This is a genomic window from Gammaproteobacteria bacterium (genome assembly GCA_022340215.1).
Taxonomy (GTDB): domain Bacteria; phylum Pseudomonadota; class Gammaproteobacteria; order JAJDOJ01; family JAJDOJ01; genus JAJDOJ01.
Genome location: JAJDOJ010000154.1, coordinates 1 through 16,460, shown reverse-complemented (window position 1 = coordinate 16,460; position 16,460 = coordinate 1). Strand labels below are relative to the sequence as shown.

Below are 16,460 nucleotides of genomic sequence, written 5' to 3'. Positions count from 1 at the left end.
ATACCATCCTGCTTGTCTTTTCGTCCGTCCTCTGTGTTGCGACAACCGTTACATAGTTCGACTATGCGCCTGTTGTCGCGCCTTGATGACGAACGAAAATCCGGCGCGATCTGGTATGTCATTTTCCGGCAATCGCCTTAGCAAACATCGACGTGACGCCCGTGGTCGATCGGGAACTCGGGCAACGGCTGGTGCGAATCGCGCGGCAGACGATCGGCAGGGCCCCGGGCCGGCGCGCCCCGGATTGAACCTGTGGTGGGATCGCAATGCGGTGCAATCGGTTGCCATGCTAAAATGCGTCGCCCCATGAAAGGGAAAACTTAACTTATTGATAGTTACAGTAAACGGAACTGAGTTTTAAGAGGTTTAGCAATGATTCGTACTTTATTGGCCATCGTGACCATGACGCTTGCCCTGACAGCCTGCGACAAGATGAACAACGAGAACACCACCCAAGCCATCGAGGCAACCAAGGACGCCACCGGCAAGGCCGTCGAGGCGACCAAGGAAGTCGCATCGGACGCATATGATGTGACCAAGGACGTGGCCGCCGACGCCTACGGCGTATCCAAGGAAGCGGCCGGCAAGGCCACGGAATACACCGGCGAAAAGATGCAACAGGCCGGGGAATATCTGAGTGAATCCGGCCGGTCGATCCAAACACCGGAAACCGCCGCGGAATAACCCCCGGCGCGTGCCTCGTGCGGGGGCCGGCCTTCGCGCCGGCCCTTTGGCCGACCGCGCACGAGGTTTGCGTGACTGGCGTATCGAAACCCGAGCTCTCTCCCCAGGGAATTGCCTCATGATACCGCTCCCGCGGACTCACACACCGTGAGAATCACTCGCAAGACGTTTTCGTACGCAACCCTCGCGGGTGTCGTCGTCACCATCACCTACCTTTCGCTTCGGCGGCCACACCGCGATTTCCTGCATTCGATATCGGACAAGATGTCGCATCTGCTGGCCTACTTCACCATGCTCGTCGTGCTCAAGATTGCGTTTCCCAGAATGGGGACCGTAAAGGCCATCCTGATCTGCGTGGGCTATTCGTTCCTCATGGAATGCGTTCAGTATTTCATCCCTTTCCGGAAGTTCGAGTTGCTGGACATGGTGGCGAACACGACGGGGGTACTGCTGGGTGTGGCGCTGATTGCGATGCTCAAACGGTTCCTCGCCGAGCGGCATCGGATCTGAGCAGGAACGGGGCAGGGACGCTACAATCGTTTGCCGCTGCGGATGCTGACGAGTATTCCGCTACGAAACTCCAGGATCTTGATGAAGCGGTTCCGCCCCTGCGAATAGGTCCATTGTTCGACCCGCTGACCGCGCGATCCCTCGCCGCCGGAGATAACTTCCTTGTACAGTGGCTCGCCGCAACGGGAGATCACAGTGACGATGGAGTCCCCGCTGCTGATCACCCATTGGCCGCAGCGCATGGCGCCCGTGGCGAGCGCATCGCCTGGAATGGCGCAGAAGGCCAGCAAGAAGATGAGGTGTGGAAGCAGTCGAACCATGAACGGATCTCACATGACATTGGACAACATCTTTAAGTATAGGGTAGCGCGATGCCCAACGTGATCGACCGGATTCGGCGAGCCAGGGTGTGGCCGGGCTCGCTTCGGGTCGCGCACTGGCTGATCGCGCTGGGGACCCTGGCTCTGATGGTCACGGGATGGCTGGTAGGGTCGGGCCGGTACCTCGGCACGGCCGCAACGGACTTCCACCTGTTCTCCGCCTGGGCGTTTACGCTGGGGCTCGCGGTGCGCATCTGGCTCCTGTTCACTGGCGGCAGCCCGACGCGCTGGCGCGACCTCCTGCCGGATCCGAGACAATACCGAAGCGTAGTTCTGACGCTGCGCTTCTACCTCAGCCTCGGCAGGGCCGAGCTGCCGCGCTGGTATGCCCACAATCCGCTGTGGGTGCCGGTCTACCTACTGGTTCTGGGGCTCCTCTGCGCTCAGGCGTTGACGGGGTTTCTGGTTTCCTACAATGTCGCGACAGTTGGGGTCGATGCGCTGGCCGTGCACGCGTTGATGGCGCAGTTCATCGCCATGTTCACATTGCTGCACCTTGCGGCCGTCGTGATGCACGACCTTCACGGGCCGGGCGGGGACATCTCAGGTATGATCAGTGGTTACCGCAACTTCGAGTCGCCCCGGGTGGATGTCGAGGGTTCTCCTCGCGTGCAGGCGGCTACGCGAGCGGCGCAAAGCGGGCGTTCCCTGGGGGAGTGACCCCGGCCCGGCGATTCAGTGCCGTTTCAGCAGGACGTAGAGCGCCCCCGTACCGCCGTCGGTCGGCACCGCGGAGGAAAACGCAAGGACCTCGCCACGTTGCCTCAGCCATTGATTGACACGCGGTTTGAGGACCGGGCCGCGATTGGACGACCGGTTCCCCTTGCCGTGAATGATCCGCACACAACGTAGTCCCTCGCGCTCTGCGTCGTGCAGGAAGCTTGAAAGCTCGGCGCGCGCCGCATGTGCGCTCAGCCCGTGCAGGTCGAGTTCCGCCTCGATACGGAACTGGCCGCGACGCAGTTGACGGATGACGCGATGCTGAACGCCGGGACGATGATAGAGCAGGCTGTCGCCGGGCTGGGCCACTTCCGGATCGTAGTCATCGCTCAGCAGCTCGCGCATCACCCGCGCTTCGTCGCGAAGCTTCTGAAACGGGACGGGGCGCGGTTTCGGTCCCCGGACGTGCACCCGATCGGTACGCAGTGGCCTGACGTCCGGCACGAGGTCGGCGAATCGTGTCTGCCCGTCTTTCGGCTCTCGCGGGTTTTTCGACATCTCGTTCGGGGAAGTCCGGTGAATGGCTCGCGATATAGTATGATCTCCCGGGAATCATTTCGATCCGGCGCAGCGAGATGCATATTCTGGTCAGCAACGACGACGGCTTCCAGGCCCCCGGAATTCGCGAACTCGCCGGGGCGCTGGGCGGGATCGCCCGCGTGACCGTCGTCGCGCCGAGCAGAAACCGAAGCGGGGCAAGTAACTCGCTCACCCTTGACAGGCCGCTGCGGGTGACCGAGGGCCCGGACGGATACATCAGTACCGACGGGACGCCCACCGACTGTGTGCATCTGGCCATCACCGGCCTGCTGGATGCCGAACCCGACATGGTGGTTTCCGGGATCAACGCCGGGGCGAACCTGGGCGATGACGTGATCTATTCGGGCACCGTCGCCGCTGCGATGGAGGGAAGATCCCTGGGAAAGCCCGCCATCGCGGTATCGCTGGCCTCACAGGATCCTTCACCCGCGAACTTTTCTGCGGCCGCGGCCATAACCGTCTGTCTCGTGCGTCATCTGGAGACTGCTCCGCTGCCCTCGGACATCATCCTCAACGTCAACGTGCCGGACCTGCCGCTCGAGGAGATCGCGGGTATCCAGGGTACGCGCCTGGGATTCCGGCACAAGGCCGAGCCGGTTGTCCGTTCGGTGGACCCCCGGGGGCGGGTCTGTTTCTGGGTCGGCGCGGCGGGTCCCGAGCAGGACGCGGGACCCGGCACCGATTTTCATGCAATCAAACACCGCTATGTATCAGTGACCCCGATTCAGGTGGACCTGACACGGTACAATGCCATCGAGCGTGTCGGCGATTGGCTGGAGGGCTGCGCGTGGCGCGACGGCACCTGATCGGGGGGATCGGCATGACCTCCCAGCGCACCCGGGACCGGCTGGTGGCAAGACTGCGGGACGAGGGGATTTTGGATCCCAGGGTGCTGGACGTGATCCGCAGCACCCCGCGACACCTGTTCGTGGACGAGGCCCTGGCCAGCCGCGCCTATGAGGATACGGCGCTGCCGATCGGGCATCGACAGACCATCTCGCAACCGTATATCGTCGCCCTCATGACCCAGGCCCTGTTGAAAGACGGCATACCGGCCAGCGTGCTGGAGGTCGGCACGGGCTCGGGTTATCAGGCCGCGTTGCTCGCGCAACTGGTTCAGCGTGTCTACACCGTGGAACGGATCCCCGAGCTGTCGATGCAGGCGCGCGAGCGCATCCGCGAACTCGGTCTGCACAACGTCCGTTACCACATCTGCGACGGTTCTTTGGGCTGGGAACGCTACGCCCCCTACGAGGCCATCATGGTCACGGCCGCCCCCGAGGAGGTGCCCGCGGCGCTGCTGGAGCAACTCGCCCTGGGGGGGCGTATGATAGTACCCATCGGAAGTAGTCGGGACGTGCAGAAGCTACAGTTGATCACCCGCGCACCGGAGTGTTTCCAGCAGAAGACGCTCGAATCGGTGACCTTCGTTCCCCTGATCCGGGACCGTGTCCCGAGATGACGAGTCGACCCCGAAACGCCGGCCGCAGTCTCCCTTCCCGCTGAAACACACGGTTCGGCGTCCAGTACGATTCCCGGCAGCGCCCTTCGAGTCAGGATGAATTAGTCCATGGTTTACCCGGAAGTAGAACAGCGGCTTGCGCGTCTCGTCAACGCCCGCCAGCAGGGGTTGTTGCGCGGCGGTTTGATCGGTCTCGAGAGAGAGGCCCTTCGTGTGGCCGCCGACGGAAGCCTTGCCCAGACCCCGCACCCCGCGGAACTCGGTTCCGCATTGACGCACCCCTGGATTACGACCGATTTCTCCGAATCGCAACTCGAGCTGATCACCCCGCCGATGCCCGATATCCGGGCCGGGCTCGACTTCATGCACGACCTGCAGCTGTGGACCCAGCGCATCCTGCGGGACGAGTTCCTGTGGGTGGCAAGCATGCCCTGCGTCGTCTCGGGAGAGCAGGGCGTGCCGATCGCCCGGTATGGAACCTCCAACGCCGGGCGCATGAAACACGTCTATCGGGTCGGCCTGGGTCATCGCTACGGGCGGGTCATGCAATCCATCGCCGGGGTGCATTTCAACTATTCCTGCAACGAGGCGCTGTGGCCGGTGTTCCAGGTGATGGAAAAGGACACACGCCCGCTGCTCGAGTTCATCGATCAGTTCTACTTCGGGATGATTCGCAACCTGCAGCGGGTAGGTTGGCTGATCCCCTATCTGTTCGGCGCCTCTCCGGCGGTCTGCATGACCTTCGTCGGCGATCAGCCGACGGACATGGCATGGTTCGACGATACGACCTACCATTATCCCTACGCGACTTCGCTGCGCATGGGTGACATCGGCTATCAGAACAATAAGGCCTACGAGAGTGGATTCAAGGCTCGCTACGACAATATCGACATCTATATCGCGAGTCTCACCTGGGCGATCGAGACGCCCTGCCCGCGTTACACCGAGATTGGTGTGGTCGTAGACGGGGAATACCGCCAGCTCAACGGCAACATCCTTCAGATCGAGAACGAGTACTACAGTACGGTCAGGCCCAAGCAAATACCGAGGGGTAACGAGAAGCCGACGCTTGCGTTGCGGGAACGCGGAGTGCGCTACGTGGAGCTGCGGTCGCTCGATGTTAACCCCTTCGATCCGCTGGGCATGAACGAGTCGACCATGCGATTCCTGGAGGCGCTCATGCTTCAGTGTCTTCTGAAAGAAAGCCCGCGCCTGGGTGTCAAGGAGGTCCGCGAGATCGACGCCAACGACATTGCGGCGGCCCACCACGGACGCGACCCTGAGCTCAAGCTGCGGCGCAACGGGCGGGAAATGACGGTTCGGTCCTGGGGGCTGGAGGTGCTGGACGCCATGGTGGGGATCTGCGAGGTTCTGGACGACGGTGATCCCGATCTACCCTATCGGTCGGCCCTGGAGGAACAGCGCAATGCCCTGCTCGACCCCGAGCGCACACCCTCGGCAAGGATGCTTCGCGAAATGCGCGAGCGAGGGGAGGGATTTCATCAATACGGCCGCTACCTGGCAGAGACATGCCGCGCGCATTTCGCGCATCAGGTGCTGGAGGAATCGACGCGGCGGGAATTCGTCGAGCTGGCCGCTGCCTCGCGACGGCGACAGGAAGAGATGGAGGCCGCCGACGACCAGAGCTTCGAGACATACCTGGATGCGTATTTCGCGCAGGCTTGATTGACTCGATGCAATTATCCTGTGTCTCGTCAAGATATCGGAATGGGTCATCATCATCATCATCATCACCACCATTATTATCATCATCATCATCGACACGGCCACAGTAACAGCCACGGGGCGTTTGATGCGGGCAGGGCGTTTGCATATGCCACCGCGCTGAACGTCATCTATGTGATCGTCGAGGCCGCGTTCGGGTTCTATACCGGATCATTGCTGCTGATCGCGGATGCCGGGCATAACTTCAGCGACGTCCTGGCCCTGCTGCTCGCCTGGGGGGCCAACCTGCTCGCGCAACGCAGGCCAACCGCGCGCCGAACCTATGGTGCACGCAGGGCGACCATACTTGTTTCCGTATTCAGTTCCCTGCTGCTTGTCCTGGCGATGGGAGCCATCGCCTGGGAGGCGTCCATCCGGCTGGTGCATCCAGTGGTGGTAGATGCGCGGACCGTCGTTATCGTGGCCGGGATCGGCGCGGTCATCAACGCCGTTTCGGCACTCATGTTCGTGGCGGGGAAGGGGCGGGACCTGAATGTGCGGGCAGCCTACCTGCACATGGCCGCCGATGCCGCCGTATCGGTGGGCGTGGTGCTGGCCGCCGCGGCGATCCTGGTGACCGGCTGGCTGTGGCTCGATCCAGTGATCAGCCTGGTGATCACGGTGGTGATCCTCTTCGGGACCTGGAGCCTGCTGCGAGACTCGATCAATCTCGCCATGGACGCGGTCCCGTCGCACATCGACGCGGGCGACGTCGTTGAGTATCTGGGTGGGGTGCCCGGCGTAGCCTCCGTACACGATCTTCACATCTGGGCACTGAGCACGACCGAAACGGCGCTCACCGCGCACCTGGTCGACACGGAGGGTCGTATCGACGACTGCAAGCTGTGCGAAATCGTCACCGTTCTTCGTAACCGGTACGAGATCGGACACGCCACGCTGCAGATCTGGCGCGACGAATCAATCTGCGCCAACGCGCCGAGGTGCCACGAGGAATCGTAGTCGATCCCTCTCAGCTCTTTCCCCCTCGAGGGGGAAAGTCGGGATGGGGGTGGGAGCGCGAGACATATCGCGAGACATATACGGTGCCTGTTGATAGTCTCGACCCCCCACCTCGCCTCCCCCCTTCCAGGGGCGAGGAAAAGAACAGATGCCTAAGGCGATTGCCGGAAAATGGCGTACCAGATTGCGCCGGATTTTCGTTCGTCATCAAGGCGCGACAACAGGCACATAGTCGAACTATGTCACTGTTGTCGCAACACAGAGGACGAACGAAAAGACAAGCAGGATGGTATGTCATTTGACAGAAATCGCCTAACCACTCTTCGGGGAAAGGTGTAAGGAACCGGGCACCGCATGGAACCACTCACCACGCTGCAATATGCCGCCATCTTCGCGGCTGGGGCCGGTTCCGGTTTCGTCAACGTCATGGCCGGTGGCGGTTCCGCACTGACCCTTCCCTTGCTGATCTTCTTCGGCATGGATGCGTCGGTGGCCAATGGCACCAATCGCATCGCGATCCTGGCCGAGGCCGGTTCGGCCGTCGCCTCCTATCACAAGCGAAGTTACTCCGAATTTCGTACCAGTCTAGGCCTCGCACTGTTGACTCTGCCGGGCGCAGTGCTGGGGGCGTTCTACGCCTCGCGCATCGACGACGCGCTCTTCGAGAAGGTGCTTGGCATGGTGATGTTGTTCATCGTGGCATCGCTGTTGTTCGACGGCAGAATCGGTGGGAACAGCGATTCAGAAAACCGCTGGCGGCGGCGCCTTACGGTTCCGGTGATGATAGGGATCGGATTCTACGGCGGATTCGTGCAGGCCGGAGTTGGGTTCCTTTTGATGTGGGCGCTGCGAATGCTGGGCGGACTGGACCTCGTGCGCGTCAACATGCACAAGGTGTTTATTGTCTTCTTTTACTCACTGCCCGTGATCTCGATCTTCGTGGCAACCGGCAATGTCGACTGGATCGCGGCGGTCGTACTTTCCGCGGGTATGGGGCTCGGCGCCTGGTGGTCCGCGCATGTTTCGGTGAAGGGAGGGGAAGGGATTGTCAAACGTGTCCTCTCCCTGGTGCTGCTGCTGATGGCGGTCAAGCTCTGGTTTTGAATAGCAGTTTGATTTAGAGCGCCTGCCATTGACTAACTCCCGTTTGTCATTTTGAGTTGTTCACAGCAGATCTGACATTTATCGGTTCCGGTGGTAGGGTCCATTAATTCTGAAGTGGATCCCGAAAATTGGACAGGTTGATAAGTTAATCAGCGATTTTCGCAGGAGTTTAACCGTCACAGGAATATAAAGAAAAATGTGCGACTGCCTATCATGAAAATCGTAAACTCAGGGCCGTATCTTCCGCTGCCGGCAGCGAGTTGGGGAGGTTTTTCCAAGGCATCGCGCGAAGGATGGGATTGTGCGCCTTGTGTCTGCCTATCCCACCGGAACGTGCCGGCGATTGGGGGTGCAGGGAGACCTGAGCGGAATGATTCGCCTTCGATCCGGAAAGGCTCCGTGCGACGGCGGTGCATTTAAAAAAAAATGGCCCCTGCCGCGGGGCAGGGGCCATTCGGTAAGAGCGGATCTGCCTTACGGAAGGTAGGCAGGTAACGGATCAGCGAATACCGCAGTTAGGCCGGTACTGGTTCGTGGAGGAACCCGTTGCGAGCCCTGGGGGCTGGTACTTGAATTCGACCCCGGTCACGACGTCCCCCTCCCGTTCTTCGGTGTCGAGCAGCGGGCTGTTTACCGCGTCACCCAGGTAGCGAAGGTAACCGACCTTTGCGCCCATGGACCACATGTCGGTGAACTGGAAGCAGGCGGACATCTGCAGGGCCGCGTTCTGAAAACCCGCCTCGGCCTGATACTCGGACAGCCCCGTGCTGCGGGCCCTGGTCGCGTCGACACCGTAGTAGTGATCCATGTAGTCCTGGTTTGCCCAGGTGGTTCCCACGCCGAAGTTCATGTTCAGGCGTTGCGTGAGGTTTGCCTGGTACCCCGCCATCAACTCGCCTGACAGACCGCTACTTTCCGGATTGAGATCGGAGTTCACCCTTGAGCCCAGCGTGTAGTTTCCGAAGGTCCCGAGGGTGTAGACCCCGACCTCGGTCGACTCTTCGCCGATCAGGGAGACTGCCGAGCTGGAGTAACCCTCCCGACTGGTCCGTTGCCCTCCCTGGACTCCTGCCTTCAGAACCGGGGTATCCAGTACCGACATGCCGAAACTGGAGTCCCGACGGAACAGCGGATCACTGGATTGGGGGTCGTCGAAGAGCAGGTAATCCTTACTTACGGAGTTACCTGCCGCCGTTCCCGCTCCAGGGATCTCGCTAGGCTGCTCGGCCAGTGCCGGGGTGCCTGCCAGCAGCAGTGCCGTACAGACAGCGTTGCTTTTGCGCATCAGGGAGGAATGCAGCGATTCGTATATACGCCGATCGATAGGATAAATCATGGTGTCGTGTCCTGGCGTCTTGCCTTCATAAAAGGGTTTTTGAAAACGCCCTATCTGTACGAAATATATAGCATTTATAAGAAATTTCTAGCATCCGTTTCCTACCGGTAATGCAGATTAGAAATCCCATAGTCACAATATAGCAGGATAATGCGCCACGTGTGGCTAAAACTCCGTTACCAATCGGTTTTCTCACCACAATTATTCGTTTTTCATCGTCTGAATACGGGACGATACGTAGACGATGGTGGCGGTGCAGTGCGGAGTTGTTGCGACCGACTGAACGATTATATTGACATCATAATCAAGCTATTTTTATAAAAAACAAAATGATTAGAAATATAATTAATAAAGTACATTATAAAATTTCGGGCACTCATTATGGTTGAGGCGCTTCCCGGGTAAAGCGTGTCACATCGAGACCGTAGTTCGGATCGGCGAGTGGACCTCGAATCGTAATCGGAGCGAGCCAGAGATCGCGTTCTCGCCCTGGGAGCAAGGGGTAGAGGGCGTAATCGATTCGATTTTCGTTCAGATCGATGGCGCCCTTGCCCCGGAAGGAAACGATCGGGAGGTCGAAGCGCAGATCATCGTTCGAAATCACGCCCTTGTCCGTGTTCCAGGTCCCGGTGAGCAGGTCGAACAGGATCCGCTCCTCGGGCGGGCGGGGCTTCCGCGCTCGCAGTAGTGCCATCATGATCTCGATCTTCGCCGCGAGCGCCTTGTCGTGCAATGCGCCGCGCTTGATCTCCGTTCGAATGCTTCCCTGGAGGTGGTGTGTCATCGCGGCTGCGGTCGTGCCTCGGGTTTCGAGATTCAGCCGGAGACTGCCGCGTCCCTCCAGAGTCGCGGCCTCCTCGCCCAGGGCGTCGGCGATCAGATTCCCGAGGGCGACACCGGTGGCCTCGGTATGCAGGGAGAGGCGGGGCTCGATCTCGCGGGCGTCCAGGGAGAACAGGCCCCGGGCGCGGCCCTCGTAGATCGACGCCGATACAGGTTGCGCATCCAGTACCCCCTCGCTGGCCCGCAGCGTGGCATTGATCCCGGTGGCGGTCGTGCCGCCTATCGTTAATTCACCGACGTCCATCGTTCCCTTCAATTCGATGGCGTTCAGTAGCTCACTCACTGCCTCGAAAGCGCCGTTTCCGGTGTCGGGGGACTCAGTCTCGGGGGGGGCGGGCTCCCGGGCGAGTGCGGCCAGGTAGGGATCCAGGTCGATGCGGTCGAGATGGGTCAGCATGACGATGTTGGCGGGTTCCCCCGGTTCCACGCTCAGTTTCCCGTTTAGCCGGCTGTCGTCGAGCGCCAGTACGAAGCGCGGCAGAACGATGCGTTTCGCCGTTGCCTGAAATTCCAGCAACCCTGCCCCGGAACCGAGGATCTGGTCGGGTGTAGTCGGCGCGACAGGATGCCCCAGTGAGGCCAGGGCCTGGCGCGGAGAAAACGGGTGGATCTTCAGGCTGCCGATCGCCTCGGGCGTGTCTTTGAGACCCGCGGCCAGTATTCTGCCGTCGGCCTTGATTCCGGACCACTCGATCTCCACGGGTTCCATTGTCGCCTTGCCTTCCGCGAGGTCTGCCTCTAGACCGGTCCGTGCGCTGACCTCAACGGATGCGGCATCGGAACCCTGCCCGCTGCCGCGGAACCGGAGTCCAAGATCGTCGAACGTCAGCACCTGCTTTTCCGGATCGAAACGTCCGTCGCCCGCGGCCCGGAAGGCGAAGATCACTCCCTCCGGGATGCTTCCCCTCAGTTTTGCCTCGGCCGCCTCGAACTCGATGAAACCCTGGTTCAAACCTGCGGAGATTGCGGCCCGCAGTTCACCACTGATTCCCCCGAGCCCCGCGAACCCGTCGCGTGCCTTGAGGTCTATCCGTATTTCCTCGATATTCAGTGTCCGCTGCTCAAGATCGATCGTGCCGTTGCTGCTGACGGCGACACGGGCGGTCTTTCCGTCGGGTGCTGTGTGTGTCAGCTTCCCGTCCACGGGGTAGACGAGGATCTGGTCGGCGGCGAGTTCACCCGAGAACTCGCAGTCGAGCGTCCCGCGGTTCTCCCCCATATCCGGTGTTCCGCCCCGCAGAACGGACTCCAGGGCAATCTTTGCGGAAAACGGTGCACCCTCCTCGGGTCCGATGTAGCCCGTTCCGTTCAGTTTGAGATCGCTGGCGACACCGCCGGCCCCTTCCCCCTGCAGTACGAGCGAGACCGGACCGATGCTGATGCCGGATCCATCGAGCCCGCCGCTGATGTCGGCCGTGAACGTACCGGTCAGCGCCTCCTCACCGAGGGGGACGCCGAAGGCGTCGAGTGTCGCTCTCAGACCCTCGAAGTTTACGCTGCGGCGCGCCAGGTCGATGTCGCCCCCGCCTTCGAGCAGGAGTTCCACGTCCTCTCCGCGACTACCCTCGCCGCGCATCTCCAGCCGCGACCGGTCGATCGTGACGGTCCGTGCGGCCGCATCCACCGCGATCGCGCTGCTCAGGGTCCCGGAAAACCACCGGTCCGCCAGCGGCAGGCCGGTGGCGTCGAGGTTGACCCGGAGGTTGCTTAGCGAGAACCGGTAGGTGTCCAGATCACCTGTGCCCGTCGCCGTTGAGGCAATCTGGACCTCCACACCATCGGGACTCGCCGCGAAGACCACCCCTTCCAGGGGTGTGACGGACACGGTGCGTTCATTCAAATCGACCGCGACGGTTCCGGCGACCTGGCCTTCCTTCAGCGATAGCGGCAGGCCCTCGCCTTGTGCGGAAAACGCGATTTTGAGGTCATCGAGCGTCAGGACCCGTCCGGGATCGAAGCGCGACTGTGTCTCGACCCGGATGTGGGTATTTACCGGCGGGGTGGCGCTATTCGCGTCGAATTCGAGTGCCAACTCGACGGGTTCGCCGACGACGATCGGGCCGGTAGTGAGACCGATCGGGGCGATGGAGAAATCGAGGCCGGTGACAGCGTCGTTGAAATGAAGGGCGGCGTCTTCGACCGTGATCCCTGCGAGCGTCACGGGCAAGGGTGTGCCGGAGGCCTGCTCGCTTTCAGAGGCGAACAGCAGGACCAGGTCGCGCCAGTTCGTTTGCCCGTTGTCGTCGACATGGAGACCGAGTTTCAGGCCGCGAATGTCGAGTTCGACGATCCGCAGGGTACCTTGCAGGAGCGGAAGGAATTCCACCCGCAGGATCGCCCGCTCGATCCGGGCGAAGGACGTTTGACCGAATCCGGGTGGATTGCCGAGTCGCGTGGGACCGAGTTCGAGTCCGATCGACGGAAACCAGCTCAGGGACAGGTCTCCGTCCACCGAGATCGTCCTGTTGGTGGCGTCCTGAACTGCGCGCTCGATCACCGGCTTGAAGTGATTGGGATTGACCGTCAGCAGCGCCGTGACGGCCGCGATCGGCAGGAGGGCCGAGACCAGAATGAGGCGCTTGAGCCATTTCATGACGCGTTTCCCCCGGGTGTCTCACCGGAGCGGGTTAATCGCTGTGCGTTTCCGCCTCGAGTTCCCCGAATGGATCCCCTGCCGTGCCGCTGGGATGTTGCAGGTGTCCGGATTCCGTCGGCATTTCCCTGTCGAGGTCGTCGAAGGCCTCGGCCTGGTATTTCTGGATCGCGGCAATGCGGATCGCCTCGAGCCGCTCGCCCTGATACCGGGTTTGCCCCGCCGCCCCGGCCCGGTCTCGAGTGGGGTGTCTAGCGCGTCTCCGCGTCGAGTTCCTGATGACCCTTGTAGGCCTTGAATTCCTCCCACAACACCCTCTCGTCCTGCGGGCTGATCTGGTCGGCGACCGCGCTGCTGGAGACGATGTCGTCGAACAGCTTCTTGCTCGCGGCGCTGCCGAAGGCGACCATCGCGCACAGGTGATCGGTCTTGTTGATGTCGACCAAGTGCACCTTGATCACCTGGGTGGCGGAGAGGTCGCGCTGTGTGACCTGCTTGGAGACCGTTTCGAATACGCCGCCCGAGGAGACGCCGGCGGCGGTCTTGGTCTTCCGCCCGTAGGTCTTGTCCATGGCCTTGACCTTGATGTCGATCTGCTTGGCGAGGTCCGCCCGCGCCTTGGCGACCGCTTCGGCGCGATCGAGCGACATGTCGCCACTCCACGGTACGCACTCGGACGAGGCGATCCCATCGGCGATCGTCGGGTTGGAGACCCAGTCCGGCAGTGAGCTGATCGCGTTGGGTTTGGCCTTTTCCTTGGGTGTCGACGCGCATCCGGCGACGATCATGGATGCCGCGACGGCGACAGCGATGCGAAGGGAATGCTTCATGTCTTTTCTCCTCAGTGGTGGATCGTTTCCAACGAATTCCGGATGGTTCCGGTCGGCGGGGGAGGGTAGCCGCACCGCACGGTGGTTCCCCCGGATCACCGTTCCTTTACCACCCATACATAGACCCTCGTACGGTAGTCATCCTGGGGTTCGAAGTAGAACCCCATCACCCGGCCTGCTATCGTCGCCTCGCCCTCGGTGGTCAGTTCCCACAGTACGGTCTTCGACGTCCTGGTCTGCCGGGTCACGAAACTGTCGGTCAGTGCGGTTTGCCCGGCACCGGTCAACTCGCCGAACCCTCGCTCGACGGCGAGCTCGATCTGCGAGGACATCTGTCCGTCGGAGGTCATGCTCGCCAATCCCACCGCGCCTTCGTAACCTTGCCGGTTCGGTTCCGTGATCCAGTCCTTGCCCGCGCCGTGTGGCAACGGCGGCAGGTCCGGGCTCGCGACGCGCAGGAACAACTGCTCCCCCGCGAAACAGCTCTCGGTCACCAGCAGTCGCAGACTTTCGGTGGGCGATTTTCCTGCCGCCTCCACGTCGACGTCCCTGACCCTGACCCGATAGCTGCCCAGACTGTCTTCTGCCCGGTAGTACCACCCTCGGGTCTGCACCTGCACACCGTAAAAGTAGCGTAACTGTGCCAACGCGTTGTCCAGCGCCACCCGGTACTGGGCCGGTAACGAGGTGGCGCGGAAGCTCACGCCCAGCATCGCTGCCTCGTCCTCGCGCATCGGATCGCACAGCCACGCCGGTTCGCAGGTCTGCGGGACGCATTGACCGTCGCAGCCTTCCCGAAGCTCGGCCGCAGAGACCCCGGGCGCGTCCAGCACGGCATACTCGTAGCGGTATCCCTTCCAGTCGATGTGATCGGCGAAACGCACCTCGTGTCCCGTCAGGCGGATGCTGTCGTTTCCGCGGGAGATCTCCGCGTCCAGGTCGGATTCCGCGATTCCCTCCAGCCCGAGCCAGGCGGCCAGCCCCATCGCGGCGCGCCTGCGGGACAGTAACTCGACCTGCTTCGGTCCGCCCGCCGCGACCGATCGGGCGATGCCGACGCTGCCGATCATCCCGTCCCGCACGGGCTGGTACAGCCAGCACACCGGTGGGGGTTTCCAGGCCTCCCGTTGCGGTGGCGGTGTTTCGCAGCCCGCGAGACCGGCAAAAATCGCCAGAAGCACGAGGATGCCGCCCCTCGGTGTCATCGGATTGCTGTCGGAGCGCTACAGATCCTGATAAGCCTTCATGCGCTTCGCCACCCGCTCGATGTAGTCCTTCGTCTCGTCGTAGGGCAGGTGCTTTCGCAGGCGATCGTAGACCTCCTCGGAGCTGAGCTTGTTGATCGACGGGATCGCCTTTTTCAGGTTTCGGTTACCGGTGAAGGCCCTGGCCACGTTCCCGGGTCCGGTGTTGTAAGCCGCGATGGAGCAGAACAGCCGGCTCTCCGGATCCTTGACGTCCTTGAAGTACTTGTAATAGAGCAGGTTGAGGTAGACGGTGCCGATCTGCACGTTGTTGTTGGCGTTGTACAGGTAGGACGGGGCCAGCAGTTTCGGTTTGCCCCAGAGTCTCTCGGAAACCTCCTTCCCGGCGTAGCGCGGCACGATCTGCATCATCCCGTAGGCGGGTACGTAGGAGGTCGCCATCGGATTGAAGGCGCTTTCCGTGTGGATCACGGCCATGACCAGTGGCTCGTTGATCTTCCACTCGCCGGCGTGTTTGGCCACCATCTCGCGGTATTCCTCGGCCTTCTTCAGCGGCCGGGTCTCGGGCATCGGAATGGTCACCACCATGGCGGTGGACGGGGGCCGCGCAGGCGAGCTGACCTTGGCCACCTCCCGTTTGACCCCGGCCTTCTTCAGCAGGTCGTTCGCCTTCTTCTCGACATCTGCCGGCGTGGGTTCGGGTTTGTCGAACAGTTCCTTCAGGACGCGCTCCTTGCCGGGGTCGGCCTTCTTGACCACCGGGCTGCTATCGCGCAGTTTCTTGTCCACCTCGGACATCACAGGCTCGCGCTTGACGGCGGTGGCGACGCGCTCTTCGAGGGCGTCCTTCAGCGCATCCTCCATGACCTTTGCCGCGTCCTTGCCTTTCTGTTCGACGACGTAAATGCGAATCTCGTTCTTGTCGTAGTCGACGACCCGCTTGGTCTTGCGGTCCTTCGAGTACTCCACCCAGGCCTTAGGCGTCGATACCTCTGGCTGGTCCCAGACTTCCTTGATCGAGCGCTGGTAACGTGCGTATTCCTCGCGCAGTGTGCGCGTGTATACCTCGAACTCGCGCATCAACTCCTTCTGGTACTGCGTGAACTCCTGCTGCTGCTGGTTGCGCCAGGACTCGAACTCCTTGCGCTCGTCGGCGCTGCCGTAGGCGCCGGCACCCTGCTGCGTTGCCCTGCGATAATCCTCGAAGGATTGCCCCGTGGCGATAAAGGGGAGCGCGAGGGCAACGATGATAAGGAGTCTGGTACGTGGCATCGAAACCTCCTGCCTGCCGTGTGGTCTTCCGGGCGAGATACCGGCTGGAGCTACGAACCGGATTCCGATTGGACCTAAGGCGATTTCTGTCAAATGACAGTCCATCCTGTTTGTCTTTTCGTCCGTCCTCCGTGTTGCGACAACCGTTCCATCGTTCGACGATGCGCCTGTTGTCGCGCCTTGATGACGAACGATCCCGGCGCGGCGCTGTCCCTGCTTTGCTTGGGCACCGGTCTTGGGCTTCCTGCCCAAGCCGTTCACTGCTTCGCAGCTCACCCGGCGCGATCTGGTATGTC

At 61.6% G+C, this 16,460-nt stretch carries 15 protein-coding genes; 8 read left to right on the top strand and 7 right to left on the bottom strand.

Annotated elements, in window-relative coordinates; genetic code table 11:
- Nucleotides 1–372 precede the first annotated feature (372 nt).
- Both LJE91_11105 and LJE91_11100 read left to right on the top strand, forming a co-directional pair.
- Nucleotides 373–684, top strand: coding sequence for a hypothetical protein (locus tag LJE91_11105; protein ID MCG6869241.1), 312 nt, complete (start codon nt 373–375; stop codon nt 682–684).
- 147 nt (nt 685–831) lie between these two features.
- On the top strand, nt 832–1,194 hold the full coding sequence (locus LJE91_11100; GenBank protein MCG6869240.1) for a VanZ family protein: 363 nt from the start codon (nt 832–834) through the stop codon (nt 1,192–1,194).
- A 20-nt stretch (nt 1,195–1,214) separates the two neighbouring features.
- Here LJE91_11100 and LJE91_11095 read toward each other — a convergent pair whose 3' ends face one another.
- On the bottom strand, nt 1,215–1,514 hold the full coding sequence (locus tag LJE91_11095) for a DUF2845 domain-containing protein (protein ID MCG6869239.1): 300 nt from the start codon (nt 1,512–1,514) through the stop codon (nt 1,215–1,217).
- 51 nt (nt 1,515–1,565) lie between these two features.
- On the opposite strand from LJE91_11095, the gene LJE91_11090 reads away from it, so the two are divergent.
- Nucleotides 1,566–2,234, top strand: coding sequence for a cytochrome b/b6 domain-containing protein (locus LJE91_11090; protein ID MCG6869238.1), 669 nt, complete (start codon nt 1,566–1,568; stop codon nt 2,232–2,234).
- A 15-nt stretch (nt 2,235–2,249) separates the two neighbouring features.
- On the opposite strand, the gene LJE91_11085 is transcribed toward LJE91_11090, so the two are convergent.
- Nucleotides 2,250–2,792: a Smr/MutS family endonuclease gene (locus tag LJE91_11085; protein MCG6869237.1), complete on the bottom strand. Its 543-nt coding sequence runs from the start codon at nt 2,790–2,792 to the stop codon at nt 2,250–2,252.
- Nucleotides 2,793–2,869: 77 nt separating this feature from the next.
- Between LJE91_11085 and surE the strand changes: the two genes are divergently transcribed.
- From surE to LJE91_11060, 5 genes are all read left to right on the top strand, one after another.
- Nucleotides 2,870–3,640 (top strand): 5'/3'-nucleotidase SurE, encoded by a 771-nt coding sequence (gene surE / locus LJE91_11080; protein MCG6869236.1) that lies wholly within the window; start codon nt 2,870–2,872, stop codon nt 3,638–3,640.
- Between the two features lie 8 nt (nt 3,641–3,648).
- Nucleotides 3,649–4,296 (top strand): protein-L-isoaspartate(D-aspartate) O-methyltransferase, encoded by a 648-nt coding sequence (locus LJE91_11075; GenBank protein ID MCG6869235.1) that lies wholly within the window; start codon nt 3,649–3,651, stop codon nt 4,294–4,296.
- A gap of 108 nt (nt 4,297–4,404) precedes the next feature.
- Nucleotides 4,405–5,982, top strand: coding sequence for a glutamate--cysteine ligase (gshA, locus tag LJE91_11070; protein ID MCG6869234.1), 1,578 nt, complete (start codon nt 4,405–4,407; stop codon nt 5,980–5,982).
- A gap of 42 nt (nt 5,983–6,024) precedes the next feature.
- Nucleotides 6,025–6,981: a cation diffusion facilitator family transporter gene (locus LJE91_11065; GenBank protein ID MCG6869233.1), complete on the top strand. Its 957-nt coding sequence runs from the start codon at nt 6,025–6,027 to the stop codon at nt 6,979–6,981.
- Nucleotides 6,982–7,335: 354 nt separating this feature from the next.
- Nucleotides 7,336–8,085, top strand: coding sequence for a sulfite exporter TauE/SafE family protein (locus LJE91_11060; GenBank protein ID MCG6869232.1), 750 nt, complete (start codon nt 7,336–7,338; stop codon nt 8,083–8,085).
- 499 nt (nt 8,086–8,584) lie between these two features.
- On the opposite strand, the gene LJE91_11055 is transcribed toward LJE91_11060, so the two are convergent.
- The 5 genes from LJE91_11055 to LJE91_11035 all read right to left on the bottom strand — a co-directional run bounded on the left by LJE91_11055 (nt 8,585) and on the right by LJE91_11035 (nt 16,164).
- A complete protein-coding gene (locus LJE91_11055) occupies nt 8,585–9,370 on the bottom strand; it encodes a MipA/OmpV family protein (GenBank protein MCG6869231.1) in 786 nt (261 codons plus the stop codon).
- A 430-nt stretch (nt 9,371–9,800) separates the two neighbouring features.
- A complete protein-coding gene (locus tag LJE91_11050; GenBank protein ID MCG6869230.1) occupies nt 9,801–12,857 on the bottom strand; it encodes an AsmA family protein in 3,057 nt (1,018 codons plus the stop codon).
- A gap of 251 nt (nt 12,858–13,108) precedes the next feature.
- Entirely contained in the window at nt 13,109–13,687 is a 579-nt protein-coding gene (locus tag LJE91_11045) for a hypothetical protein (GenBank protein ID MCG6869229.1), read from the bottom strand.
- Between the two features lie 95 nt (nt 13,688–13,782).
- On the bottom strand, nt 13,783–14,892 hold the full coding sequence (locus LJE91_11040; protein ID MCG6869228.1) for a hypothetical protein: 1,110 nt from the start codon (nt 14,890–14,892) through the stop codon (nt 13,783–13,785).
- Nucleotides 14,893–14,910: 18 nt separating this feature from the next.
- Entirely contained in the window at nt 14,911–16,164 is a 1,254-nt protein-coding gene (locus LJE91_11035) for a transglycosylase SLT domain-containing protein (protein ID MCG6869227.1), read from the bottom strand.
- Between the last annotated feature and the right edge of the window lie 296 nt (nt 16,165–16,460).